General features: G+C 61.5%; 22 protein-coding genes. 14 read left to right on the top strand and 8 right to left on the bottom strand.

Features of this window, described 5'->3' with window-relative positions; genetic code table 11:
- From BLW21_RS06805 to BLW21_RS06745, 13 genes are all read left to right on the top strand, one after another.
- Positions 1-338, top strand: a 338-nt coding sequence (locus BLW21_RS06805; RefSeq protein WP_139255111.1) for a transposase, incomplete at its 5' end; no start/stop codon positions are given.
- A gap of 674 nt (positions 339-1,012) precedes the next feature.
- Positions 1,013-2,047, top strand: coding sequence for an amino acid--tRNA ligase-related protein (locus tag BLW21_RS06800; RefSeq protein WP_092738691.1), 1,035 nt, complete (start codon positions 1,013-1,015; stop codon positions 2,045-2,047).
- Positions 2,048-2,165: 118 nt separating this feature from the next.
- A complete protein-coding gene (locus BLW21_RS06795) occupies positions 2,166-3,005 on the top strand; it encodes a dihydroorotate dehydrogenase (protein ID WP_092738690.1) in 840 nt (279 codons plus the stop codon).
- A gap of 116 nt (positions 3,006-3,121) precedes the next feature.
- The gene (pyrF, locus tag BLW21_RS06790; protein ID WP_092738689.1) at positions 3,122-3,883 is read left to right on the top strand and encodes an orotidine-5'-phosphate decarboxylase; all 762 of its coding nucleotides are present in this window, start codon (positions 3,122-3,124) and stop codon (positions 3,881-3,883) included.
- Positions 3,884-4,022: 139 nt separating this feature from the next.
- Positions 4,023-4,640, top strand: coding sequence for an orotate phosphoribosyltransferase (gene pyrE / locus BLW21_RS06785; RefSeq protein ID WP_092738688.1), 618 nt, complete (start codon positions 4,023-4,025; stop codon positions 4,638-4,640).
- A gap of 126 nt (positions 4,641-4,766) precedes the next feature.
- Positions 4,767-7,796, top strand: a complete 3,030-nt coding sequence (locus tag BLW21_RS06780) for a phosphoribosylformylglycinamidine synthase subunit PurL (protein WP_092738687.1) — start codon at positions 4,767-4,769, stop codon at positions 7,794-7,796.
- 2 nt (positions 7,797-7,798) lie between these two features.
- A complete protein-coding gene (locus BLW21_RS21715; RefSeq protein ID WP_092738686.1) occupies positions 7,799-9,358 on the top strand; it encodes a phosphoribosylformylglycinamidine synthase subunit PurQ in 1,560 nt (519 codons plus the stop codon).
- 83 nt (positions 9,359-9,441) lie between these two features.
- Entirely contained in the window at positions 9,442-10,377 is a 936-nt protein-coding gene (locus BLW21_RS06770) for a phosphoribosylaminoimidazolesuccinocarboxamide synthase (protein WP_092738685.1), read from the top strand.
- A gap of 1 nt (position 10,378) precedes the next feature.
- A complete protein-coding gene (locus BLW21_RS21470) occupies positions 10,379-10,762 on the top strand; it encodes a nuclear transport factor 2 family protein (protein WP_175470883.1) in 384 nt (127 codons plus the stop codon).
- 67 nt (positions 10,763-10,829) lie between these two features.
- A complete protein-coding gene (purD, locus tag BLW21_RS06760) occupies positions 10,830-12,116 on the top strand; it encodes a phosphoribosylamine--glycine ligase (RefSeq protein ID WP_092738683.1) in 1,287 nt (428 codons plus the stop codon).
- The gene (gene purN / locus BLW21_RS06755; RefSeq protein WP_245711830.1) at positions 12,100-12,720 is read left to right on the top strand and encodes a phosphoribosylglycinamide formyltransferase; all 621 of its coding nucleotides are present in this window, start codon (positions 12,100-12,102) and stop codon (positions 12,718-12,720) included. The genes purD and purN overlap by 17 nt, the downstream gene beginning before the upstream one ends.
- A 66-nt stretch (positions 12,721-12,786) precedes the next feature.
- Positions 12,787-14,298 carry an amidophosphoribosyltransferase gene (gene purF / locus BLW21_RS06750; RefSeq protein ID WP_092738681.1) on the top strand — a complete coding sequence of 504 codons (1,512 nt, stop codon included), beginning with the start codon at positions 12,787-12,789 and terminating at the stop codon, positions 14,296-14,298.
- Between the two features lie 191 nt (positions 14,299-14,489).
- Positions 14,490-15,626, top strand: coding sequence for an AIR synthase-related protein (locus BLW21_RS06745; protein WP_092738680.1), 1,137 nt, complete (start codon positions 14,490-14,492; stop codon positions 15,624-15,626).
- Between the two features lie 20 nt (positions 15,627-15,646).
- Here the strand turns inward: BLW21_RS06745 and BLW21_RS06740 are convergent, their stop codons facing one another.
- The 8 genes from BLW21_RS06740 to BLW21_RS06705 form a co-directional block, all read right to left on the bottom strand.
- Positions 15,647-17,893 carry an ATP-binding protein gene (locus BLW21_RS06740; protein WP_092738679.1) on the bottom strand — a complete coding sequence of 749 codons (2,247 nt, stop codon included), beginning with the start codon at positions 17,891-17,893 and terminating at the stop codon, positions 15,647-15,649.
- Positions 17,890-18,435, bottom strand: coding sequence for a hypothetical protein (locus BLW21_RS06735; protein WP_092738678.1), 546 nt, complete (start codon positions 18,433-18,435; stop codon positions 17,890-17,892). The genes BLW21_RS06740 and BLW21_RS06735 overlap by 4 nt, the downstream gene beginning before the upstream one ends.
- Before the next feature lie 108 nt (positions 18,436-18,543).
- A complete protein-coding gene (locus BLW21_RS06730) occupies positions 18,544-19,086 on the bottom strand; it encodes a VOC family protein (RefSeq protein WP_092738677.1) in 543 nt (180 codons plus the stop codon).
- Positions 19,087-19,501: 415 nt separating this feature from the next.
- Positions 19,502-19,972: an META domain-containing protein gene (locus BLW21_RS06725; protein WP_092738676.1), complete on the bottom strand. Its 471-nt coding sequence runs from the start codon at positions 19,970-19,972 to the stop codon at positions 19,502-19,504.
- A 117-nt stretch (positions 19,973-20,089) separates the two neighbouring features.
- Positions 20,090-20,692, bottom strand: a complete 603-nt coding sequence (locus tag BLW21_RS06720) for a DUF4136 domain-containing protein (RefSeq protein ID WP_092738675.1) — start codon at positions 20,690-20,692, stop codon at positions 20,090-20,092.
- A 338-nt stretch (positions 20,693-21,030) separates the two neighbouring features.
- Positions 21,031-21,732, bottom strand: coding sequence for a DsbA family oxidoreductase (locus BLW21_RS06715; RefSeq protein ID WP_092738674.1), 702 nt, complete (start codon positions 21,730-21,732; stop codon positions 21,031-21,033).
- A gap of 89 nt (positions 21,733-21,821) precedes the next feature.
- Positions 21,822-22,307, bottom strand: a complete 486-nt coding sequence (locus tag BLW21_RS06710; protein WP_092738673.1) for a DUF2141 domain-containing protein — start codon at positions 22,305-22,307, stop codon at positions 21,822-21,824.
- Positions 22,308-22,388: 81 nt separating this feature from the next.
- Positions 22,389-24,917: a TonB-dependent receptor gene (locus BLW21_RS06705; protein ID WP_092738672.1), complete on the bottom strand. Its 2,529-nt coding sequence runs from the start codon at positions 24,915-24,917 to the stop codon at positions 22,389-22,391.
- 152 nt (positions 24,918-25,069) lie between these two features.
- Between BLW21_RS06705 and BLW21_RS06700 the strand changes: the two genes are divergently transcribed.
- Positions 25,070-25,522 carry an META domain-containing protein gene (locus BLW21_RS06700; RefSeq protein ID WP_139255110.1) on the top strand — a complete coding sequence of 151 codons (453 nt, stop codon included), beginning with the start codon at positions 25,070-25,072 and terminating at the stop codon, positions 25,520-25,522.
- The last annotated feature ends 29 nt before the right edge of the window (positions 25,523-25,551 follow it).

The raw sequence follows: 25,551 nt of genomic DNA, 5'->3' as shown, positions 1-25,551 counted from the left end.
AGCTCACCCCAGGTGAACAAGCCGATTGCACCGTGCTACCGGAACTGCTGGCCGCCCTGCCCGAAAAGCCCGGCGCTGTGGTGGCCGATAAGGCCTACGACACGAACGCCGTGCTAGCGGCTGTGGCCGGGCAACACGCGCAAGCCGTGATTCCGCCTAAGGCCAACCGGATAGACCAGCGGGCCTATGATGAGAACCTGTATGCGGACCGCAACAAAGTCGAACGCTTCTTTGGCCGGCTTAAGGAGGCGCGGGGCTTTGCCACCCGCTACGAGAAAACCGCCACCTGCTTCTTAGCCGGCGCTCACCTGCTCGCCGCCCTCGATTGGCTCCGATGACTGTCCACACAGTCTAAATCGGGCCCGCCTGCTGCCTTAACCGGATAGGCTGAACATGTGTCTGCCCTAGGTAAATGACCTATTCCGAATTGGGGTAAAAGCAGGAAGCAGGGAGGGGTGCCCGAGGTATTTTTGCTCTTATATAGTACGGAAGCACTGGAAGGAGATATGAAAAATTGTACTATACTAATTTAGTTAAATTTGATGAACAGCTTTCAGTAACAAGTAAACAGCAAAGATAAGGCGTCGATATGCATGTCGGGCAATATAATTAAGGGGTCTAAACAATTTGACTAACAAGTAAATAACTCATCATAGGGTGTCAATATGAAACGTGAGAAAACGCTCGTGTTAACAATTTGGTAATATAAAGGTAACACGGGTAAACTTGCAGGGGTAGATGAAATTGGTACTTTTGCATCGTGCTTCAGCTAAATCAACATTTCCTGATGAAGCGCGGGACCGAGCGAAACGCCGTCCTGCGAGATGACCGAAAGGCCATTCCCTCCGTCGTTTCCCCTATTGATTCTTCCGTTTTCCCGGCTTTTTTGCCTTTCACCGCTTCGGTTTCCGAAGCGGTTTTTTTATGTCCGGCCCATTCGGCCGGTGGCCGCCTGGAAAGCGCCTGACCCTGATTCTTCCTCTTTTTTCAACCCATACCCTCACCACCCAACATGAATGACAATACTACCCTCGCTCAACAGATGGTAGCCGCCGTTCCTGCCGCCTCCCGCAACGTGAACCTGAGCACGGACCCCAAGCGGATGGCCGTGATTAAAGTATGGGACGCCATGTTCCGCGGAGCTCGCAAGTATGTGGAGTCGGAAGGCTTCATCGGCATCCACAACATGCCCCACATTGTGGGCGTAACCGGGGCCTGCGAAAACACCGACACGCTGTTCACCATCGACTGGTACGATGGTAAGAAGATGTTCCTGCCCCAGAGCAACCAGCTCTACATCGAAATGCTGACCCAGGCCATTGGCGGCGGCCGGGTGTATGGCGAAATCCAGAGCTTTCGCAAGGAGACGAAGGCCGACAACCGCCGGCTGGCCCAGTTCAGCCTGTTCGAGATTGAGCACGTGGGCGACCTCGACGAGCTGCTCGGTCACCTCTCGTGCATTGTAGCCGGAGCCGCCCGCCAGGTAGCCCAGGACTGCCCCAAGGAGCTGGAGCTGTTCGGCCGCGACGCCGCCGACCTGAGCAACCTGACCTTCAAGCGCCTGAGCTACGCTCATGCTATCGAGCTGCTCAAAACAGAAGGCTTCCCTGACCTGTTGTGGGGCGACGACTTGGGCGCGGCCGAAGAAAACCGCCTTACCGAGCTGATGGGCCCGATGTTCGTAACCCACTACCCGGCCGACATCAAGTTCTTCAACATGCGCAACAACGCCGACGACCCTCGCGTGGTGAACTCCTCCGACCTGCTGCTGCCGTTGGCCGGCGAGTCGGCCGGTTCGGCCGAGCGTGAGTTCGACGCCGACAAGCTGCGTCACAAGCTCGAAACCAGCTCCATGCTCGAAGGCCTCATCCGTCAGGGCATGAAGCTGTCGGACTTCGACTGGTACCTCGACTTCCACAAAGAAAACGACGTAAAGCTGCACTCCGGCGCTGGCGTGGGCATGGCTCGGGTAGCCCAGTTCATCCTTGGCCAAACCGACATCCGCGACTGCGTACCCTTCCTCATCAACCACGAAAACGTCATCTAGCCTTCCTTTCCAGCAAGCGCCCGGTCATTGGCCGGGCGTTTTGCTTTAGGGAGAGGTATAGAACTGGAACTGTCATTCGGACAGCCACCTAATGGTAACTAAGTCCTAACTTACAGCTATGCAACTCGGTACGCTCACTTTACAGAACCCAGTGTGCTTGGCAGCTGCTCCGTGGCAGCTGGCCGGCGACGGGTATGAACGGCTGGGCGCCATCTTCACCCGCACCGTGACGATGGAGCCGCAGCCAGGCCATTACGAGGAAGGTATCTGGCAGGTAGATGACCAGACACTGCTCAATGCCAGTAACATGCGCACCGAAAGCGCCGAGATTCTGGTGCAGGAGTTTCTGCCCGGATTGCGCCGGTTTGGGGTGCCGGTGCTGGTAAGCATTACGGCTCCCGGCGTGCCGGGCTTCCGCAAAATTGCCCGGTTCCTGGCCCGTGAGGTGGGCAGCCTGATTGCGGGCGTGGAGGTATACATCACCCAGCCCGACACCGGAAACGGGGCGGAGCTGACGGCCGGTTTCGTGCGCGAAGCCACCCGGGCCGTGCGCGACGAGCTGGGCCCAGGCGCCGTGGTGGTGGTAAAGCTGCCACCCTGGCCCGAGCACATCCGGGGGCTGGCGTTGGGCGCCCAGCAGGGCGGGGCCGATGCCATTGCCGCCACCAACCTGCTCAAGGCCCTGCACCTGCCCGACGATGCCACCGCCCCACCCGTGGCCGGCGGCCTTTCGGGCGAGGCGCTGCGGCCGGTGGCGCTGCGCTGCGTGTGGGAGCTGGCCCACGATGAGCAGTTGACGCTGCCCGTGTTTGGTACCGGCGGTATTTTCACGGCCGGCCACGTGACAGACTACCTGCGCTGCGGCGCGGCCGCCGTGCAAATCGGCAGCGGCGAGTGGCTGGAGCCCGGTCTCTCGGCCCGGCTGGCCGCCGAGTGGGGGATTTTAGCAATAGTGTAAGTGCAGTAGCGCGAACCGAAGGACAGCGAAGCTCCAGCTTCGCGGGTCGTTGCTGACTATCGAACGAGTGTGTTCAACGATACGCGAAGCTGGAGCTTCGCGCTACATCCCACCCTATGCAAAAGCTTATTCAGCGTATTCAAAAGGCCAACTCGTTGCTTTGCGTGGGCCTCGATCCGGTGGGCGACGACGCCTACGTAGCCCGGCAGCTGGCCGAAGTTGTGGACCAGACGAGCCCGTTTGCCGCCGCTTTCAAGCCCAATCTGGCTTTCTTTCTGAGCCGCGAAAACGGGGTGCAACTGCTGCGCGAAACGGTGCAGCGCATTCCGCAGGATATTCCGGTAATTCTGGACGGCAAGTTCGGCGACATTGCCAACACCGCTGACCACTACGCCCGCTTCGCCTACGACGTCATCGGGGCCGATGCCGTGACGGTGAACCCCTACATGGGCGACGACGCCGTGCGGCCCTTCGTGCGCGAAGACAAGCTGGTATTTGTGCTGGCCAAAACCAGCAATAAGTCGCAGTATTCGATGCAGAACATGGCCCTGACCCGCGGCGGCTCGCTGGCCCACGGCGTGGCCCAAGTGGCCTGCAAGCTGGATTCCGAAATTGGCGGTATCGGGCTCGTCGTGGGCGCTACCCATCCCGAAGCGCTGGCCGAGGTGCGCGCCATCTGCCCCGAACAATGGTTCCTGGTGCCCGGCGTGGGTGCCCAGGGCGGCGATTTAGCCGCCACGCTCCGCGCCGGTTTGCGTTCCAATGGCTCGGGGTTGCTCATCAACACCTCCCGCGCCATCTGGCAAGCCGAAGACGCCGGTGCCGCCGCCCGGGAACTGATGGAGCGGATCAATGCGCTGCGGCCGGTGACGGCGTAACGACTTCAGCGCCCCAGGGCTGAAGCCCTGGGCTACGGAGCGGTTTTCGCCTATGATAAGCTGTGTTTTTCCTTGTTGTCTTTCCGCTAACTAGCCCAGGGCTTCAGCCCTGGGACATTCGCACGATCCATTCTTCCCCGTGACTTCCCCCCAACCCACCGAATTCACCCCCGAAACCCTGGAGCAGCAGCTGTTGCAGGAAGATGCGCTGCTGCGCGGGCACTTCCGGCTCTCGTCGGGGCTGCATTCCGATACCTACGTGCAGTGCGCCCGCTTCCTGCGCCGGCCCGATCTGGCCGCGCCGGCCGCCGCCGAGCTGGCCCGGCAACTGCGGGAAGCCGGCCTCGTGCCCGATGTGGTGGTAGGGCCAGCCATGGGCGGCGTGGTGATGGGCTACGAGCTGGCCCGGCAGCTGGGCGTGCCCGGCATCTTTACCGAGCGCGACGAATCGGGCCAGATGACCCTGCGCCGGGGCTTCACGATAGAACCCGGCCAGAAAATTATCATTGCCGAAGACGTCGTGACCACGGGCAAGAGCACCAACGAAGTAGCGCGGCTGCTGGAAGGGCTGGGGGCAAAAGTTTTGGCCGTGGCGAGTTTAATTGACCGGACCGGTGGACAAGCTGACCTTTCTTTTCCGAACTTTGCCCTGCTGCCGGTAACGGCGGCCACCTACGCACCCGCTGATTGCCCGCTGTGCCGGGCCGGTCTTCCGGTGGTGAAACCCGGCAGTCGGCCGGAAAAAGCGTTTTCTTAAACCTACTGCGGCGCAACCGGCGCTTCAGCAAGGCATTTTCGGCGTACCTCCGCGTGGGGTGTGCTTCCTCATGACGATACCTTCCTCGTGCATGGGAAACCCGAAAAATAGATAACCTCGTCTCTTTTGGAATCGACCCAGAGAACCATTCAGCTCCTGCTTAAGCCCGGCCAGCACGACGGCGACGGCCAGCGCGTAGCCGAAGCAGCCCAGCGCCACCTCGGCCTGACGACCGGCCGCGTGCAAAGTACCGCCCTCTACACGGTGCGCTACCCGGTAACCGACGCGCAGCTGCGCGACTTCGCCACCCACTGCCTCCAGGACCCGGTGCTGCACGAGGTGGCCTTCGACGAGTTCCGCCACCCGGCCGGCTACAAAAGCTATATTCTGGTAGCCAAGCTGCCCGGCGTGACCGACGACGAAGGCATTTCGGCCCAGAACGCCCTCGGCGACCTGCTCAACGAGCCGCTCGACACCCATACCCAGCACATCTTCAGCAAGCGGCTTTACTTCCTCGAAGAAGCCCTGCCCGAAGCCGACCTGCGCCGCGTGGCCCAGGAGCTGCTGGGCAACAAGCAAATCAACCGCTTCGAAACCGGCCCCATCACTGATATCCGCGACTATACGCCGCGGCCCGGTGGCGGGGCCGAACCCATTACGGACCTCGTGCCGCTGGCAGGCCTCTCGGATGAGGCGCTGGTGAAGCTTTCCAAGGACAACCTCTACGCCCTGAACCTGGAGGAAATGCGCGCCGTGCGCGACCATTACACCAGCATTCAGGCCGAGCGCCAGGCCGCCGGCCTGCCCACCGACCCCACCGACTGCGAGCTGGAAATCATTGCCCAAACCTGGTCGGAGCACTGCAAGCACAAGGAATTTTCGGCCCTGATCAAGTATAACGATGCTGTCACGGGCGAGGCGTTCGAGGTCGATTCGCTGTTCAAGACCTACATCAAAGACGCTACCGCCGAGGTCGACCGGCAGCTGCGGGCCAATGGCAACGACTGGCTGATTAAGGTGTTCTCCGACAACGCCGGGGCCGTGCGCATCAACCCCGAGTCGTTGTTTGTCTGGAAGGTGGAGACGCACAACTCGCCCTCGGCCATCGACCCCTACGGCGGGGCCATTACGGGCATTCTGGGCAACAACCGCGACCCGCTGGCCACCGGCATCGGGGGCGCGCGGCTGCTGTTCAACACCAACGTGCTCTGCTTCGGCAACCCCGAGTTCGACGGCACGCTGCTGAGCAACCAGCTGCACCCGCGCCGCATTTTTGAGGGCGTGCGCAAGGGCATCGAGGACGGCGGCAATAAGTCGGGCGTGCCCACCGTGAACGGTAGCATCGTGTTCGATGACCGCTACGCCGGCAAGCCGCTGGTGTACTGCGGCACCGGTGCCGTAATGCCCATGCAGCTGGCCGGCCTCGATTCCTGGGAAAAGCACATCGAGCCTCAGGACCGCATCATCATGGCCGGCGGCCGGGTGGGCAAAGACGGCATCCACGGCGCTACGTTTTCGTCAATTGAACTAGACGAAACCTCGCCCGCCACGGCCGTGCAGATTGGCTCGCCCATCACCCAGAAGCTGGCCATGGACTTCCTGATTCTGGCCACCCGCCGCGGCCTCATCCGGTGCAGCACCGACAACGGCGCGGGCGGCCTCTCGTCGAGCGTGGGCGAGCTGGCCACGATTTCGGGCGGAGCCGTGGTAGAGTTGGCCGATGTGCCGCTGAAATACCCCGGTTTGCGCCCTTGGGAAATCTTTGTTTCGGAGTCGCAGGAGCGGTTTACGCTGGCTGTGGAGCCCGCCAAAATGGACGAGCTACTGGTGCTGGGCCGCGAGATGGAAGTGGAGCTGACCGACATCGGTTACTTCACGGCCAACGGCTACCTCGACGTGCGCTTCGCCGACAAGCCGGTGGCGTATATCAAGATGGATTTCCTGCACGACGGCGTGCCGCGCAAGGTGCTGGAGGCGGAGTGGAGTAAGCCCACGGCTCAGGAGCCCACGTTGCCCGCCACCACCGAGTACACCAGCATCCTCACCCGCCTGCTCGGCAGCCTCAATATCTGCTCCCGCGAGTCGGTAATCCGGCAATACGACCACGAGGTGAAGGGACGTACCATCATCAAGCCCCTGATGGGTGCGACCGGGCAGGCCCCCCAGGATGCGGCGGTGGTACGCTTCAATTTCGAGAGCTGGGAAGGCGTGGCCGTGAGCAACGGCATTCTGCCCCGCTTCGGCGATTTGGACCCTTACGCCATGTCGGCGGGCTCGTTTGATGAGGCCGTGCGCCAGATAGTGGCCGTGGGCGGCAAGCTGCCCAACCTGAGCTACGGCGACGGCAACTTCTGGTCGGTCAACGACAACTTCTGCGTGCCCGATTCGGTGTACGACCCCGTGAGCAACCCCGACGGCAAGTTCAAACTGGCCAAGCTGGTACGCATGGCCCAGGCCCTGCGCGACGCCACGGCGGCCTACTGCATCCCACTCACCAGCGGCAAGGACTCGATGAAGAACGACTTCAAGGCCGACGGCGTGAAGATTTCGGTGCCGCCCACGGTGCTGTATTCGATGACCGCCAAAATGGAGGACGTCCGCCGGGCCATCACCTCCGACTTCAAGCAGGCCGACGACGTGGTGTACCTGCTGGGCGAAACCTACGACGAGCTGGGCGGCTCGGAGTTCTACCAGCTCTTCGGTGAGTTGGGCGCCAACGTGCCGCAGGTGCGCTTCGAAGCCGCCAAGCAGCTCTATATACTAATAGGAGAGGCCAACGACCAGAGCCTGATTCAGAGCTGCCACGATTTGAGCGACGGCGGGCTGGCCGTAGCGCTGGCCGAGGCCACGTTTGGCTACGGCTTTGGTGCCGAAGTAGAGCTGCCGGCAGGCCTGCCGGTGCATGTGCAACTGTTTTCGGAGTCGCACTCGCGCTTCGTGGCCACGGTGGCTCCGGAAGATGTGGTGGCTTTTGAGCAGCACTTTGGCAGCCGCGCCACCCGCCTGGGCCGCGTGACTTCCGACGGGCAGCTGACCGTAAGCCATACGGGCCAGCCGGTTATTGCCGCCGACTGCGCCACCCTGCGCCACAAGTGGACCAACGGTCCGGTGAACCGGATTATCGGCTTCGGCCAGCACGAAACCGCCCAGCAGTAACCATGGAAGACGACAAGCAACAGCCCAACCTGCCCGACCTCAACCTGCCCCCGCGCCCCCGGCCCGAGGACCCCGGCTACGAAATGGTAGACGCCGACGGCAACATTATGCTGCCCGGCTACAAAAGCGTCGACGGCGGCCACGAATCCAACGAGCCGCTGAAAACCAGCACCGAAGCACGGTCTGGAAACCAGCAGCCGGCAGCTGATTTAGCGGTAGAAGACGCGACGACAAAAAAGCCTGACAACTCTGCAAAAGAACAGCCTAAGCACCAAGCACTAAGTACTAAGCACCAAAAGCCGAAGGCGCTCATTCTCACCGGCTTCGGCATCAACTGCGAGGAGGAATTCGCGGCGGCCTACCAGCTGGCCGGGGCCGAGGCCACCGTTGTGCACCTCAACCAGGTGCTACATGGCCACGTCAGCATCCACGAGTACGACATCCTTAACTTCCCCGGCGGCTTCTCGTTCGGCGACGATCTGGGCTCGGGCGTGGTGCTGGCCAACAAGCTGCGCTACCGCAAAAACGACCAGGGCCGCACGCTGCTCGACGATATCAAGGAGTTCGTGGCCGGCGGCAAGCATGTGCTCGGCATTTGCAACGGTTTCCAGGTGCTGGTGAAACTGGGCCTGCTGCCCGACCTGGCCGGCACCGTTACGCCCGAAGTAACCCTGACCCACAACGCCTCGGGCCGCTACGAAGACCGGTGGGTGCGCCTGCAGGTCAACCCGAATTCAGATACGCCCTTCCTGAAAGGAATGGACACGCTGGAAGTGCCCGTGCGCCACGGCGAGGGCCGCCTGATTATCGGCAGCCCCGAAACCGCCGCCGCCATCGAAGCCCGGGGCCTCAACTGCCTCAGCTACCTCGACGAAGCCGGCGCGCCCACCGCCAACTACCCCCACAACCCCAACGGCGCCGACCTGCACTGCGCCGGCCTGACGGACACCACCGGCCGCGTGTTCGGCCTCATGCCGCACCCCGAAGCGTTCCTCTCCTTGTATAACCACCCCGACTGGGCCCGCCGCAAACGCGCCGACCCTGGGTTGAGCGAGGAAGGAGAGGGGCTGCGGTTGTTCCGGAATATCGTGGAGCATGTGGCATCGTTGCCTCACCCCCCAGCCCCCTCTCCAGGGGGAGAGGGGGAGCCTGACGTTGAAGAATCAGGCAGCCGGCCACGATTGACTGCTGATAAAAAACAGTGGTTTGACCGGTTAAAATCATTCAGCGGGCAGATGCGGCGCGAGCCAACTCCAGCCGAAGATACCCTGTGGCAGGCGTTGCGAAACCGGCAGTTGGATGACGCCAAGTTTCGGCGGCAACATGCCATCGGAAAATTCATTGTAGACTTCATCTGCACCCAACACAACCTGATTGTAGAGGTGGACGGTGAAGTACATGACGAAACCGGACAAGCCGAATACGACACTGGTCGCACGTACGAGTTGGAAGGCATTGGCTATCATATGCTTCGCTTCACGAACGGTCAGGTACTTCACCAACTGCCCACGGTACTGCAGAAAATTAGTGCTGCCCTTCACCAGTATTCTCTGAAAAATTAATGTCGCCTGGCACCCCCTCTCCTCCTGGAGAGGGGGCCGGGGGGTGAGGCAACCAATAGAACGAACCGTAGACGCTCCACTGTATGAACACGCTCAACCACTTCGCCACCCCCCAGCTTGAGCTCCTGCACCGCGGCAAAGTCCGCGACTCGTACCGCGCGCCCTCGGGCGAGCGGCTCATTGTAGTAACCGACCGGCTTTCGGCCTTCGACTCGGTGCTGGAGACGCCCGTAGCCCACAAGGGTGCGGTGCTGAATGGGCTGGCCGCGTTCTGGTTCGATAAGACCAAGCATATCGTGCCCAACCACGTCATCAGCCTGCCCGACCCCAACGTGACGCTGGCCCACGAAGCCGAGCCGATTCGGGTGGAGATGATTGTGCGCAACTACCTCACCGGCTCCATGCTGCGCGGCTACCTGCAGGGCCAGCGCACTTTCTCGGGCGTAACCGTGCCCGACGGCCTCACCAAGCACCAGCAGTTTCCTGAGCCCATCGTAACGCCTACCACCAAGGAGGAATCGGACCGCGAGATTACGCCCGAGAGCCTGGTGAGCGAAGGTTGGGTGGCAGCTGATTTGTACGAGCAGATGCGGGTGAAGGCCCTGGAGCTGTTCAACTTTGCTTCCGCCTGGATGGCCGAGCGGGGCATTATTCTGGTTGATACCAAGTATGAGTTCGGCCTGTTCGAGGGCCAGCTGATCCTGATTGACGAAATCCACACGCCCGATTCGTCGCGCTTCTGGAGCGCCGACGACTACGCCCGCAACCCCGAAACGGCCGAGCAGATGGACAAGGAGTATGTGCGCCAGTGGCTCATCGCCAACAAGCAGGACGGCCAGTACCCCCGCGCCCTCACGCCCGAAGTGGCCCAGGAAGCCAGCCGCCGCTACCTCGACATCTACGAGCGCATCACGGGTAGTCCCCTGCCTACCGGAGACGAAACGACTCCCGGCGGCGACGTACAAGCCCGCCTCATGGGCAACCTGGTGCGCGCCGGTATCATCAAAGAAGCCATCTGAAATGGAAGCTTCGCAAGCAAAAAAGCTGGTAACCGATTACATCGAAGCGTACAATACCTTTGATATAGACGGTATGCTGCGCCATCTGCACGAGGATGTCGTATTTCGCAATATTTCCGGCGGTGAAATCAACCTGACGACTACCGGCAAGGAAAACTTCCGCCAGCAGGCCGAGCAAGCCAAGCAGTATTTCTCCCAACGGGAACAGCGCGTTACCGAATGGCAAATAGCCGACAACCGCGTGGAAGTTCTTATTGCTTACTCAGCCGTGGCGGCTATGGATTTTCCCAACGGCCTGAACGCGGGCGACACACTGCAGTTGCAGGGCAGGTCCGTATTTCAGTTTGCTGATAGCCGGATAATTTCCATCGACGACATCAGTTAGAACGGCTCTGCGAACCTCTGCGAAACCCTCTGCGTCCCTTTGCGGGAACCAACTACAGACCTATCTTATGAGCCCCAGCAATAAATCCATAGTACTCCTCGGCGGCGGGGCCCGCGAGCACGCCCTGGCCTGGAAACTCACCCAGGACGGCGCCTCCGTGCACGTGTTGCCCGGCAACGCCGGCATCCCCAACAGCCACCCCCACATCAGCGCCCTCGACTTTCCGGCCATCAAGAGCTTCTGCGAAGAACACGGCGCGAAGCTGCTAGTAGTAGGCCCCGAAGCCCCGCTGGCAGCCGGTGTGGCCGACTACTTCGTCGGCTCCGATATCCGGGTGTTTGGGCCGGGGCGGGCGGGAGCCACGCTGGAAAGCTCGAAGGTGTGGAGCAAGAACTTCATGCGCCGCCACGGCGTGGCCACGGCTATGTCGTGGCAGTTTCGGAGCGACAAGCTGGCCGAGGCCCGTGCCAAAGCCACGGAGCTGGATGGGCAGGTGGTGGTGAAGTTCGACGGACTGGCCGCCGGCAAGGGCGTGTATGTGTGCTCTTCCATTGAAGAAGCCCACGCCGCGCTCGACGACCTGGAAGCTCAGCATAGCGGCTGGTTCAGCTTTCTGCTCGAAGCAAAGCTCAGCGGCCCCGAAATCAGCATCATCGGCATCACCGATGGCACGGCCATCCGGCTGCTGGCGCCTTCGCAGGACCACAAGCAGCTGCTGGCCGGCGACCAGGGGCCCAACACCGGCGGCATGGGCGCCTACTGCCCGGTACCGTTCGCCGACGACAACATCCTGGCCGCCATCCGCACCCAGATTATCGACCCCACGCTGGAAGGCATTCAGGCCGAGCAATTCGATTTCCGGGGCTTCCTGTACTTCGGCATCATGCTCACGCCCCAGGGCCCCAAGCTGCTCGAATACAACGCCCGCCTCGGCGACCCGGAGGCCGAAGTGCTGCTGCCGGCCCTGCAAAGCAGCCTGCTGGAACTCGTCGAAGCCACCTTCGCCGGCACCCTGGCCCAGACCACCGTGCGCCAGCGCCCCGGCCATTACGTGGGCGTGGTGCTGGCTTCGGGCGGCTACCCGGCCAGTGGCTTTGCTACCGGTTTCCCCATCTCGGGCCTCGCGGAGCTGCACCCCGGTATTCTCGCGTTCCATGGGGCAACCCGGCGCAACGATGCGGGCGAGCTGACGACCAACGGCGGCCGGGTGCTGGTGCTGGTGGGCCACGGCGCCGAGCTGGAAGACGCTGTGCAGTACGTGTACCGCGAGGCGGCCCGGGTTAACTTTCAGGATGTGTACATCCGCACTGATATCGGCCAGCGGCCGGAGCCCGTCCTTGCAACCAACTGGTAACCATAGCGCCCCCAGGGACCGCCTGGCTGTTCTGCTCTCGGGCCGGGGCTCCAATATGGTGGCCCTGGTAACGGCGGCCCAGACCGGCCTGCTGCGCGAGCTGGCCGAAGTGGCCGTGGTGTTCAGCAACCACCCCGAGGCCCCTGGCCTGGCTACGGCCTCGGCCCTGGCCTGCCCCACGGCCAGCCTCAGCAGCCAGGGCCGCAAGCGGGCCGACTACGATGCCGAGGTAGTGAAAATCCTGCGCCAGTACCGGCCCGATTACGTGGTGCTGGCCGGCTACATGCGCATCCTCTCGCCTACCTTTGTGCGCGCCTTTGCGGGCCGCATCCTCAACATTCACCCTGCCGATACCCACCAGCACCAGGGCCTGCATGCCTATGAGTGGGCCTTTGATAATCAATTGGTTGAAACCAAAATAACGGTTCATCTGGTTGATGAGGGGCTGGATACCGGCCCCATCCTGGCCCAGCAGACCGTGGATTTGCGCGGGGCCGAAACTCTGGCCGAAGTCGAGCGCCGCGGCCTGGCCGTGGAGCACCAGCTGTACGCGAAAGCACTGGCCGCATTGATTGAAGCAAGACACCCCGTAGGCCCTTTCTGAAAGCCTGCAACAGCGTACCCCACCCCAGCGGCCCGGCAACCGGCAACTGACAACCGATAACTCAAGATGTGCGGAATTGTAGGTTTTTACGGCCCCGAGGATGTTGCCCACGACATTGTGTTTGGCCTGACGGCGCTCCAGCACCGGGGGCAGGATGCGGCCGGTATGGCCACCTTCGACGGTAATTTCCACCTGTGCAAGGGCAACGGGCTGATTTCCGATGTGTTCCGGCCCAAGCAGCTGCGTAAGCTCAAGGGCAACATCGGCATCGGCCACGCCCGCTACACCACCCAGGGCTCGGGCGATGCCGAGCTGGCCCAGCCGTTTACCACCAGCTACCCGTTCGGGCTGGCCATGGTGCACAACGGCAACGTCATCAACTTCCGCTCGGCGGCCAAGCGCCTGCACGAAAAGTACCACGTGCTGCCCAAAACCAGCAACGACCTGGAGCTGATCATGTACACCTTCGCCTCCGAGCTGCGCCTCAAAAACCTCGATGCGCTGTCGGTGGTCGATATTTTTGATGCCGTCGAAACCACCCAGGAGCTGGTGAAGGGCGCCTACGCCACCGTGACCATCATTGCGGGCCACGGCATGCTGGCCTTCACCGACCCACTGGGCATCCGGCCGCTGGTGCTGGGCCGCCGCCAGACCGAAAATGGCCCGGTGTACGCCTTCACTTCCGAAAGCACCTGCTTCGACTACCTGGGCTTCGAATTTGTACAGAACGTGGGGCCGGGGCAGGCTATCTTTATTGATAACAACTTTGAGGTCCACTACAAGAACCCGTACCAGCTGCCCAAGACGTTCTGCGTGTTCGAGTACATCTACTTCGCCCGCGAAGATTCCACTATTCATGGCCGGCTGGTGGCCCGCGAGCGGGTGCGGCTGGGCAAGATGCTGGCCCGTAAGGTAATCGAGTCGGGCATCCAGCCCGATATGGTGATTGACGTGCCCTCGTCGGGTTACTTTGCGGCCTCGGGGCTGGCCGAGGCCATTGGCGTACCCTACCGCCGGGCGCTGGTGAAAAACAACCACATGGGCCGCTCGTTCATCGTCAGCAGCCAGGCCGGCCGCGAGGACATCGTGCGCAAAAAGCTCAACCCCATCCGCGAGTTCGTGGAGGGCAAGAAGATTGCGGTGGTCGACGACAGCATCGTGCGCGGCACCACGTCGCGGCGCATCGTGCGGATTCTGCGCGATGCCGGTGCGGCCGAGGTGTACTTTATCAGCAGCGCCCCGCCCATCATCGCGCCCTGCATCTACGGCATCGACATGGCCATGAGCACTGATCTGATTGCGGCCAACTATACCGAAGAGGAAATCTGCCGCTACATCGAGGCCGACAAGGTCATCTACCAATCGGTAGAAGACCTGCAGGAGCTGTTTGCCGAGGACAAGGGCCACGGCGGCGGCTGCTTCGCCTGCTTCAACGGCAACTACCCCACCGGCGACATCACCAAGTACCTGGGCCACATCCAGGAGGAGCGCGAAAGCCACCGCACCGACCGCAAAAAGGACGCCGCCGGCCTCGTGCCCTCGGTAAGCGCCAAAGCCCCCGCGCCAACCGAACACTAGTATGCTGAACGGAACTAGGATTAAAGACTAGAAAGCTAGTTCCCCTCCTTGGAAAGGAGGGGCTAGGGGTGGTTGATTCGTTGAACGTCCCATTGGCTTCTAGCTCTAGCAACCGTTCTACCAGCATCAACCACCCCTAGCCCCTCCTTTCCAAGGAGGGGAACTAGCCTTCTAGCTTCTAACTTCTCCCCATGTCCTCCTCCCTCAAAGCCACCGCCGGCTACTCCATCGAAGAAGGCAACGCCGCCTCTAGCAACGCCTACGAGTGGGCCCAGAAAACCTTCGCCACCCGCGCCGGTAAGCCCGGCGAGCCGGCCCGCGACCTGGCCGGGGGCTTCTCCAACGAAATCCGGTTCGGCAACGAGCGGCTGGGCATCGGCTCCGATGGTATCGGGACCAAAATTGAAGTGGCCGAGCGCCTCGACCGCTACGACACGCTGGGCTACGACCTGATTGCCATGGTAGCCGACGACCTCATTGTGGCCGGCTTCGTGCCCACCAACCTCTCCAACATCATCGACGTGAACACGCTCGACTACACGGTGGTCGATGAGCTCATGCGCGGCCTGCACGACGCGGCCCAGTTCAGCCAGATTGCCGTAACGGGCGGCGAAATTGCCGAGCTCGGCAACCGCATCGGCGGCTACCCCGGCGCCCGCATGAACTTCAACTGGTGCTCGACGGCCGTGGGCGTGCTACACCCCAGCCTGGAGCGCCCCCTGAGTGGTGCCAACGTACGCGCCGGCCAGGTGGTGGTGGCGTTGCACTCGCCCTCGTTCCGCTCCAACGGCTACTCGCTGGCCCGCCGGGCCCTCACTAAAGCCTTCGGCGAAAAATGGCATGAGGCCCCTTACAGCGAAGAAAAAGCAGCCGGTCAGGAATCAAACAGTGAGCAGCTGACTACGAGTAACGCGCAAACCTGGGGCGAGGTGATGCTGGCGCCCTCGCTCATTTACTCGCCGGGCGTGGCGGCGGTGCTTGATGCGGGGCTGCCCGTGCACGCGGCGGCCCACATTACCGGCGGCGGCCTGGCCGACAACTTCAAACGGGTGCTCAAAAACGGCGTCGGGGCCGAGCTGGACAGCCTGTTCGAGCCCCTGCCCGCCATGCAGCAGCTCGCCGATTTGGCCGGCATCAGCCCCACCGAGGCCTACCTCTACTGGAACATGGGCAACGGCATGCTGCTCGTAACCGACGATGTCCAGGCCGAAGCCGTGGTAGCCAGTCTGCGCGGCAGTGGCTATCGGGCCCAAGTGGCGGGCCGCATCACGGCCGAGCCGGGCGTAACGTTGCGCGTGGGCGCAGGCGAGCTGCGCTACGAGGGGTAGCAGCAGCCGGCCAGCCGATTTCAGCGGGGCAGCCGCATCGTAACCTCGGTGCCGCCGCCCGGCTGGCTGCTTATGCTGAGTGTGCCCCCGTGGCCCTGCACGATGATATCATAGCTCAGCGACAAGCCCAGGCCAGTGCCTTCGCCGGGCGGTTTGGTGGTAAAAAAAGGTAGCAGCGCCTTCTGCCGGGTTTCTTCGCTCATGCCAATACCGTTGTCCAGAATCCGGACCTGCACTTGTTGGGCGAGTAGGCTGGTGTGCACCTCCAGCTTGAGTAGGCTACCCGGTAAGCCCTGGGCGCTGCGTTGCGCCAGAGCATAAAAAGCGTTGGCGTAGAGGTTGAGCAACACCCGGCCTACATCCTGGGGTACCAACCGCACGGCCGGCAACTGGGGGCTTAGGTCGGTAAGTAGCGTGGCCTTGAAAGAAGGGTTTTTTGCCTGGAACAGCTGGTAAGCCAGCGCCAGATGGTCGGTCACCAGCGTATTCAGGTTGATGGTTTCGTAAACCCCGGCGCTGGTCTGGGAGTGCTGCAGCATGCCCTTCACAATGCTGTCGGCCCGGTGGCCATGCTGGGTTATTTTTTGCAGATTATCTGTGAGCGTAGTCAGCAGCTCGGTAGCGTAAGCTTTTTCGGCTTCCGGTAGCTGCTGCCAGGGGCCATCCATAAACTCTTCCACCAGCTCGGTGCTCACCTCCGAAAAGTTGTTGACAAAGTTGAGCGGGTTCTGGATTTCGTGCGCAATACCAGCCGTCAATTCGCCCAACGACGCCATCTTTTCGCGCTGAATTAACTGGTTCTGAGTCGATTTGAGGCGGTCCAGCGCTTGGGTCAGGTCGGCTAGGGCGCGGGTCAGGTCGTCGCGCTGGCGGGCAACCTGGGCATTTTGGGCGTTAAGGTGGCGGTTGATGCGCTGCTTAAGGTGTACGTTGCGGCCCATCAGGCCTACCATCAGTATCAGGCCCGCAAAACCGGCCAGCAGCGCATATAGCTGCAGGCGCTGGCGGGCACTTTTCTGGGTCTGCAGTTGCCGCGTTTTCGTAAGCAGAGCAATCTGGGTTTCCTTCTTGTCGAGCTCGTAACCGTAGCGCAGGTCGCTGGTTTTGCGTTGGGTTGCCTCGCCGGCCACCGTATCCTGGTAGGCTGCAAACAGGCGCTGCTGCTGGTAAGCTGCCGGGTAGTTGTTGAGTTCGGCGTAGGCCTGGGCCAGCAGCTCGGTAGCCGCCGACAGGTTGCCGTTGCTGCGGGTTTGCTGGCTGAGCTGCCGGGCGTGGCTGGCCAGCAGCAGGGTGCTGTCGGGCTGGTGCAGCAGCAGAAAAGCCCGCGCCAGCAGCAACTCTACCGAGGGCTGGTTGAAATCGTCTTGGGTACTCCTGACCAGCGTGCGGGCCAAGCGGCCGTGCAGTAGCGCGCGGGCCGGCTGGCCCTGCTCAATGTACACTTCGGCCAGTCCGATTTCATTCGCCAGCTGGTTCTGCATATCGCCCATGCGGCGAGACACCGCCGCGGCCCGCCGGAAATAGCGCAGGGCTTCGGGCCAGTTACGCTGCAGCTGATACACGCTGCCCAGGCTGTTGAGCACGGCCGCCACTACCTGCTGATCACCCAGAAGGTGGCCGTTATACAGGGCTTGGTTGAGGATGGGCAGCGCGCTGGTATAGTCGCCCAACTTGCCGTAGGTATCCCCGATAATGGCCCGCAGCTGCGTCTGCACTGCTTGGTCGGAAGTCTGTTCGGCCAGCCGCAGCCCGCGCAAACCCCAGTTGAGGGCGGCCGTCAGGTTGGTTTGCTGGGCCGCAATCAGGCTCAGCTCCAGGCAGGCGCGGGCTTCCCGCCGCCGGTCGTGGCGGCTGGCGTAAAGCTGCTGCGCCAACAGCGTGTAGTAGCGGGCCGAGTCGTAGTTGGGTAGGCGGCGCTGCAGAATGCTAAGCCAGAGCAGGCTGCGGCCAATGGAAGCCGAATCGGCCAATCGGCGCGACAGCCGCAGTGCCTGGTGGCTCAACCGCATGGCCTGCGGGGCATTGGAAGCGGCCAGCTCCTGCACCAGCCCGTGCAGGCGCTGCACCCGCAGCGTATCAGGATGCGGCCGGGTCCGGAGAAGCTGGCGGAGACTGTCGGCACGGCGGTTCTGGGCGTATCCCTGCTGCTCGACGCCCAGCCCTAGCACCAGCAGTTGCAAGAGCAAAAGCAGCCGACCGATACGCCTGATAAGCGAACCGAGCGAACCGGCTAGGCCGGAAAGGGGCGACGGGTGGCCTCGAATCATTTTGGTGGGTAAACTGGGTTGTTGATCACGCCAATCTGGTTGCCCTCTGGATCTAAAACGATGAATCCCCGAACCTGCGTGACCCCTTCCGGATCGGTGCTGCCGGCAGCACGGCGCTCCTCCTGTGAGGAGCGGCTGCTGTCGAGCTGGCGCATTTTGCTGAAAAGACCACCATTGAATTTATTGGCCCGGTTGGCGCTCAGCGACTCAAATTTGGCCACTACATCTCCCGGCGTTGGCAGCGTCCAGTAAAATACCGGCTCGCGCAGCTGTAAAAACTGGGGGTCAGTTTCCAGACGCACTTCCGTACCATCCACCTGAAATAGGGCGTAGGGGTACGGCGTGTCCTGTTCTATGCGGGTAGGCGGAGTGCCGAAAAAATCGGTATACCAGGCAATAGCGGCAGGTAAACGGGCCGCGCTGCTCACCGGATATACTAGTGTTTTCTGGGCCGAAAAGCCGGCCACAGCCTTTTCCTGGGCCTGGGTCAGCACGGGCCAAAACAGCAATAGCAGCAGAGAAATCCAGAGGAGCTTTTTCATACGTCGGAAGGTGCATACCCCCAGTGCTGGCAACCGCAACAGCATCCGACCGCAGGTGCCTGACAGGCGAACCGGCCGGGCCCGTAGGAGGCAACAGAGGGCCTTAAATCAGTAGGTGGGCACGTAAATCGGATTGTTGGTAACGCCTACCTCGTTGCCTTCAGGGTCAAGAATGATAAATCCCTGAACAGTAGAATCTTTGCCTTTTTTCTTGCTGGTGCCAGAGCGCCGAGTGGGAAGCTTGGTGCTGCTAAAATGGCGCAGTTTTTTAAAAAGCCTCAGGTTAAATATATTATCCCCGCTCTTGCTCAATGAATCGAGTTTGGCCACCACGGCTTCCGGCGTTGGTAGCGTCCAGTAGAACAAAGTCTCCTTGAGCTTGGAATACTTCGGGTCGGTATCCAAGCGCACTGTTATGCCGTCCACCTCAAAAAGGGCATAAGGGTATAGGGTGTCCTTTTTTATGATATTGGGCGCCACACCAAAAAAATCCGTGTACCAGGTAATGGCCGCGGGTAGGCGAGCGGAATCTCTTACCGGATACAGTATTGTCCTTTGGGCCTTAAAACCCTGCTCGGTTTTGTCTTGGGCGTATGTCAGCACGGGCCCAAGCAACAAGAGTAGCAACGCAATCCAGAAGGCGTTTTTCATAAGGCGCAGAGTGAAGCGAGCCAGTGCGTAACGGTTGTAGCGTGGGCTGGTGTGGCCGCGGTGCTCAAAACCGATGCAATGAATTATATATAGTACTAAGTTAATAAAAAATAAGGATATATTTTGATTGTCTCCGGTTGATTTCTTTTAAGTATCCATTAATAGATGGGCCTTTAGCAGTCAGGTGGTTATAAAAGCAGCAGAGCCCGGTAAGCAGCCAGCGGACTTGCAATAACTCAGACAACTGTAAAAGAGGCGGGGCTACGCGGCGCTCAATCCCGCCCCCAACTGGTCGTTTTGTATGCCCCAACCGATCAATTGCGGAAGCTCATGAAACCCCAAAAGCCCTGCTCAACGAGCAGGGCTTTTGGGGTTTCAATGGTAAGTGGCGTAAGCTGCCCGGCGATAAGCGTGCCTAGCGGCTCAGCGTAACTACCGCTGTGGTGCCATCGAGCAGCGTGAGCATATCGGTGCTGAGTTGGTAAGTAAGGGTTTTGGAACCCAGGGCGGTCATCAGGCCGGCCTCGGGGCTGTTGGGCGGACAGGCCATGCGGGTGGTGGCCAGCGGGCCAAACGTAATGCCCGCGCCGCTGGTAGTGTAGGTGCCCATCAGGCGGTTGCAGCCCGTCGAGCCCGATACCTTGTTGGTGGTAGTATCGAAGCTCAAAGCCGCTGTACTGGCCGCCTCGGCGGGCAGTTCGGCGCCGTTAAGGGTGCGAATGTGCCACTCGCCGGTCAGCGCGGCCGCGTCGGGCATGACGGCCGTGGCAGCAGCTACAGGCGTAGTGGGGCGGCCGCTGGCATCGGCTACCGGCTCGGTGGTTTTGGCCGTGCAGCCGGTTAGCGCCAGCGCAGTTAGTACAACATAAGGGGCGAAGCGAAACATAGTTGAGGAGGAGGTAGGTGGTCGAAAAACAGGAACGAATGGGGGCGCCGGGCTTCGGCTGGGCAGCCTTAAGCCCAGCGCCCAACCATTGGCCCAACAGGCCTGAAGCCTGCGGAACTACATTTTCTGCACCGGAAACTCGTCAAGGATTTCTTTAGCGGTACGGCTGAACTCGCTGCCCAGGCGGGCCGGGTTGTTCACGGCATCTACCAGCGAGCCACGCCATACCAGGTTGTTGGTGCGGGCATCAATGAAGTCCAGAATCATGGTGCCCTCTTGGTAAGTTTCGGTGCGGTAGCTGGTGCGGTAGCGGGGCGAGCCGTACCAGTAACCGTAGTTGATGGGCAGATAGCCACCACGGTACGACACGGAGTAGGGAAAAGCGTAGCCAACCGCCTGCGGATTGGCCACGGTACGCTCGGCCTCATCAATGTACAGGTGGTAAGTAAGGTAGAAATCGGGCTTGGTGCTGCCCGTAGCCTGGCGAATACCGCGCTGGGCCAACTCGCCGCTGATGGCCTGCTGAATTTGGTTGTCGTTGAGGCTGCTCTGGTAAATCGGGTTCTGCGAATCGGCCGATTTTACATCGGTTTTGGCCCAGTCATAGGTGCGATACTGGCTGAAATCGGTGCCGGGCTTTTTCTGCACCGTAACCCCCGGCGAGCAGCCGGCAAGCAGGGTCACGAGGGCAAAAAGCAGCGGTAGGAACGTGGTTTTCATGTTGATTGGTTGTTTTAAGGAAAGAAGTAGCGCTCCTGTTTTACTCTTTACCAGCCGGCTGGGTTATAGCTTTTTGCGGAGCGAAGCTGGTTTGGCCGCTATGGCCGCGCCATACTACTACCGCCATCCGGGCGCACGTTGCATCCGCCGCCCAAGCCCCAATAGCGCCTGCCTCGTAACTGTAGCCCGGTAGCCTTGTCGGGCTGGGCCGGTAACGCAAAAAGCCGCCTGACTAACAGGCGGCTTCTTTTACTGGTTGACTGTGGTTGTGGCACCCGGCAGCTGGTCGGCAACCGGGGCACCAATGCTAACTTTCCAGGCGGAGCTATCCGGCCTGGTTAGCAATTGCTGCCGTCGAGGCCGCAGGCGGCACCATCGGCGCCCACGATGGCTTCGTGGCGGGGCTGGGTTTCGGCCCAGGCTTTTTCCAGAACTTCCCCAAACAACTCGGCCGGCTGGGCTCCCGACACGGCGTACTTATCGGCAAAAACGAAGTAAGGCACGCCGCGTACCCCAATTTGCTGGGCCTCGTACTCGTCGTGGCGCACTTCCGGCTCAAACTCGCGCGAAGCCAGCACGGCCGTTACCTCGGATTCGGGTAACTCCAGGTCGGCCCCGAGGCGGCGGAGTACGGCGTGGTCGTTGATGTCGAGGCCTTCTTCGAGGTAGGCCTTAAACAGGCGCTCCTTGGCGGCATCCTGACGGTCGTGGCGGGTGGCCAGATGAATGAGGCGGTGGGCGTCGAGCGAGTTAGCGGGCACCAGGCTGTCGAAGTCGAAGGCCAGGCCCTCTTCGGCCGCCATCTGCACCATGTTGGCGCTCATCTGGCGGGCCCATTCCTCGGTGTTGCCGTATTTGCGGGCCAGGCGCACGTACTGGTTTTCGCCGGGCGTGGGGTCGGCGTTGGGGTCGAGCTCGAAGCTGCGCCATTCCACCTGCACCTTATCGGCGTGGGCGAAGCCGGCCAGTGCCTTTTCGAGGCGGCGCTTACCAATGTAGCAGAAGGGGCAAAGAATGTCGGACCAGATTTCGATTTTCATATCAGTAAAAAAGTATGGCGAGGGAATTCGGTATAAGCTGGCCACACCCGAAAAGGTTTGCGTGCTACCGTCCACCGGTCGGCCCCGGCCTACTTGAGTAGCCGGATGCTGACCACCTGGCCCGGCTCGCGAACCATGAACTTGCAGTCGTCGAAGGCGGGTGGGGCCAGGCGGGGGCGCACGTTGTTGGAGAAGGCGAAGGGCTCGGTCGGGATGCCGAGCAGGTTCTTGTCCACTTTGTCGTTGTTGTTCAAGTCCTGCGTAATGGCCACAGCCCACTCGCCGGGCGGCAGCTGCACCGGCAGGCGCACCTGGCGCTGGCCGTCGGGCTTCACTACCCGCATAAAGGCATAGCCCTTCGGAACGAGGAAGTTTTCGCGCACATTGTAGAAGTATAGCTTCACGGCCGAACTTTCCGAAGCCAGCGCCGACACTACGACCGTTACCGACAGGCCGCTTGCCGCGGGTTCAACAACTACTGTTCCTCTCGGCAAAGTGGTACCCGGATTTGTGGCGGCGGCTGGCAGGTGCGGGCCGGCCCAAAGCAGGCTCAGTAACGGAAACAGGATGCGCATAAAGAAACGGGTAGGAGGGAAGGTGTCAGGTATCCGGGCCTAACAGCCTGCCCGCCAAAAACATTCGCCCTGCGGCCGGCTTCAGGGCTGAGCAGCTACCGAAAGGGCGGCCTCCGCCGTAGCGGGCTGGCCTGCCAGGCTTACCCCCTCAACCGAAGCGCGAAAGGCGCCGGCCTGGTCGGCGGTATAAAAGCTCACCCGGGCGCGGCCCGAGGCGGGTACCGTCAGGCGGGGCTGCCAGTAAAGGGTAGTGGCGCGCGGGTCAGGCTTATCCGGCTGGCGGTTGGTGTCGTAGCGGGGGGCGTAGAACTCGCGGGCCCGGTGGTAGGCGGGCAGCCGGCGGGCTATTGCCCCAGGGGTGTTGCTGTTCGGGTTGTCACTTATACCCTGTTTGGTAAATATGGCTACAACGCCGCTCTTCATGCCGCCCAGACTACCAGCATACATGGGTGGGGGAGGACCCTTCAGTACTTCAATCCGGTCAACCGTAATGGGCGAAACGGAGAGCAGAATGTCACTGTCGGTCAGTAGTACGCCATCGAGCACGAATACGGGCGGGACGGAGCCACCCAGGCCCGTAACGCCGCGCATAACCACTGCGTAGCTGTTGCCAGAAGGGTATACTTCAACCCCTGCAAAGCGACTTTGCAGCATTTCAAACACGTTGCGGTAGGAAGCTACACTGGGTAGGTCGCTTGCTTTGAGTACCTGAGTGCGCCCTGGCGGCAGCGAAAACGGCGACCTGACGGGCGTGCGCTTGCCCTTGATGTCAACGTTGCGTAGCACAATGCCGCTGGTAGCATCGGGCCGGAACTGCTGTTCCAGCAGTTGCTGGCGGCGGCTGCGCTGCCCGTAGGCTACCACGGCCGGCGCCGTAACTTCGGCCGGTGGTAGTGGCGCTAGTGGCCGCCAGCGCTCAGCCGGCGCGGGCCACAATTCGTTTATACGCACCTGCGTCTGGCTGTTGCCTTTGGGGGTGAGGCCCTGCACCACCACATGCGTGGTGTCGAGGCCTTCGAAGCCGGTTAGCAGGAACCGGCCTTCGGCATCCGCTTTCAACTGCACTACATTCAGATCGGTGCCGAACATAATAGACAGTTCCCCGGCGGGAACGGGCTTGTTGTTGAGGCGCATCAATTGGCCACTAAGCGTGAGGCTGCGCTCCAGCGGATGCAGGTATTCGGCGGCCGGCGAAACCGGCGCCAGCACCTGCTGCCAGGTAAACCGGCTCCAGCCCTGGGTCAGCAATAGGTTGTCGAGGGCCTGTTGAATCTGGGGGGTGCGGGGCTGCAAATAATAGGCGGGATTCTCGACGTAGCCCCGCAGTTCGGAGGTCAGCAGCAGATGCGCCCGTACGGTGGTAGCATCGCCGGCCCCAGCTGGCAGCCCGGCCGTGTTGGCCACGGCCAGCGAGAGTTCGGCCGGGGCGGGCCGGCCGTCCGCCGTTGTCACTTCCACTTCCAGGTTAACCAGTTGGCGCGGGCCGTAGGTGGCTTTATCGGGGCGCAGGCGCACCTGCAGGGGCCTGGTTTCAGGCACGAACACCAGGCGCTCGGCCTGCGGGGTGCTGGTCCCATCGAACAGGGTTATGTGCAACACCCCCGCCGGGGCCTGACTCTTGGGAATAGCCGCGAAAAACGTTTCGCCAGGGCCTACCCGCCCATCGGCGGCGTATACGGCTTTGCTCCGAACGTGCGCCACAAGCTGCAGCGGCTCGGGCGTAGTGCCGCCAGCGCGGCGCACAAATACCCGGAATTCGTCGCCTATTTCGCGTACGTTCAGCCCCCAGCCCGTCGCTTGCACCGTGGGCAACTGGTAGCCAACCGTCGAGCCGTCGGGCAGTTCTACCTCGGCGCGGTATTTCTGGCCCGCCTGCGGGGTGAGATTTATCGATGTCATTCCCAGAGCCGGCGTACTGAAGCGGGCTACTTCCCGGCGGGTGCCGTCGAAAATGCTGCCTTGCACGGCTAGCCCGTGTCCGCTGGCGTCGGTAGCCTTCACGCCCACCAGCGTTGCCAGGCCCGCCACCAACTCGCCTCCTTCAGGAAAAAACTGTACATCGGGCTTGGCCGCAGCCTTTATGGCCCGGTTGGCCCGAACCGCCAGCAGGGCCCGGCGCGATGCTGGGGTATCGTCGCCCCAACTGGGCGCCGACGCCTGCCAGATGGGAATGCGGCGGGTAAAGAAGAGCCCTTCGTCGTTGTTGCGCATCCAGCTGGTGTAGGCGCGCAGCGTGTACACGCCCGAAGTGAGCGTGTCGGGCAGCACAATATCACCGGCGGCCTGGCCATCAGTGAGCGCCAGGGTACGCTTGAACAGCACCTGGCGGTCGGGCGCCACCACATCCACGTACAGCACCTTGCTCAGCGAATCGGGCTGGTGGGCGCGGGCATCGAGCAGATACGCTTTGAACCAGAGCGTTTCGCCGGCCGCGTAGGCGTCCTGGTCGAGGTGCAGGTAGCTGACTTCGGGCTGGCTGGAACGGTAGAATTCTACTACCCGCTGCAGCAGGTAAACCGGAGTAGATGCCGTATCGAAGCTAACGGATAAGAGGCCAGCTGCCAGCAAAGCCGCCAGGCTACCGGCATGGCGGAGGGAAGCAATTTTCATATACACGAAAATTAAATAGAGAAGAATGGAACTAATCTTCTGAGCAGACTACAAATAGTTGGCCACTTCGACTGGCCGATGCAACTTTTTGTATTATTTTTTCATCCCATTGAAAGGTCGCTACTTTGCCAGCCGAAATCTTCCAAGTGCCCATGAAAATGCCCCGCCGATTTTCCGCTGCGCTGTTGTCGTTACTGGTGCCCGCCAGCCTGCTGCTCGGCGGCTGCTCTAAAGGCCAGGAGCCCATGCCTGCGCCCCTTTACCTGCTCGATCAGTCCTGGCGACTTACGGAACTGGAAGGGACGCCCGCCCCGGCACCTGCCGGCGCCGCTATTACCAGCCTCACGCTAAGCTCGGTTGATAATCTCAGCTCCGGCCAGGCTTGGTGCAACCAGTACGGCGGCCGTTTTACGCTGGTGCCCGGCACCTCCTACCTTACTTTTTCAGATCAGGCCAGCACGCGCATGACCTGTCCCGAGCAGCCGCAGGAAAGTCGTTACCTCACGCTGCTGCCGCAGGTGCGGCGCTATACCATCAGTCACCGTCAGCTTCAGCTCTTCGACTCGGAGCACGAACAGCCGCTGTTGGTGTTTGAGGTGAAGTAATGATTTAAGGATGTAGATGCCAGGGCTTG

It is taken from the genome of Hymenobacter psychrophilus, from assembly GCF_900107135.1.
GTDB lineage: Bacteria > Bacteroidota > Bacteroidia > Cytophagales > Hymenobacteraceae > Hymenobacter > Hymenobacter psychrophilus.
The sequence above is the reverse complement of the archived record's forward strand: the minus strand, read 5'-3'. Positions and strand labels throughout refer to the sequence as shown.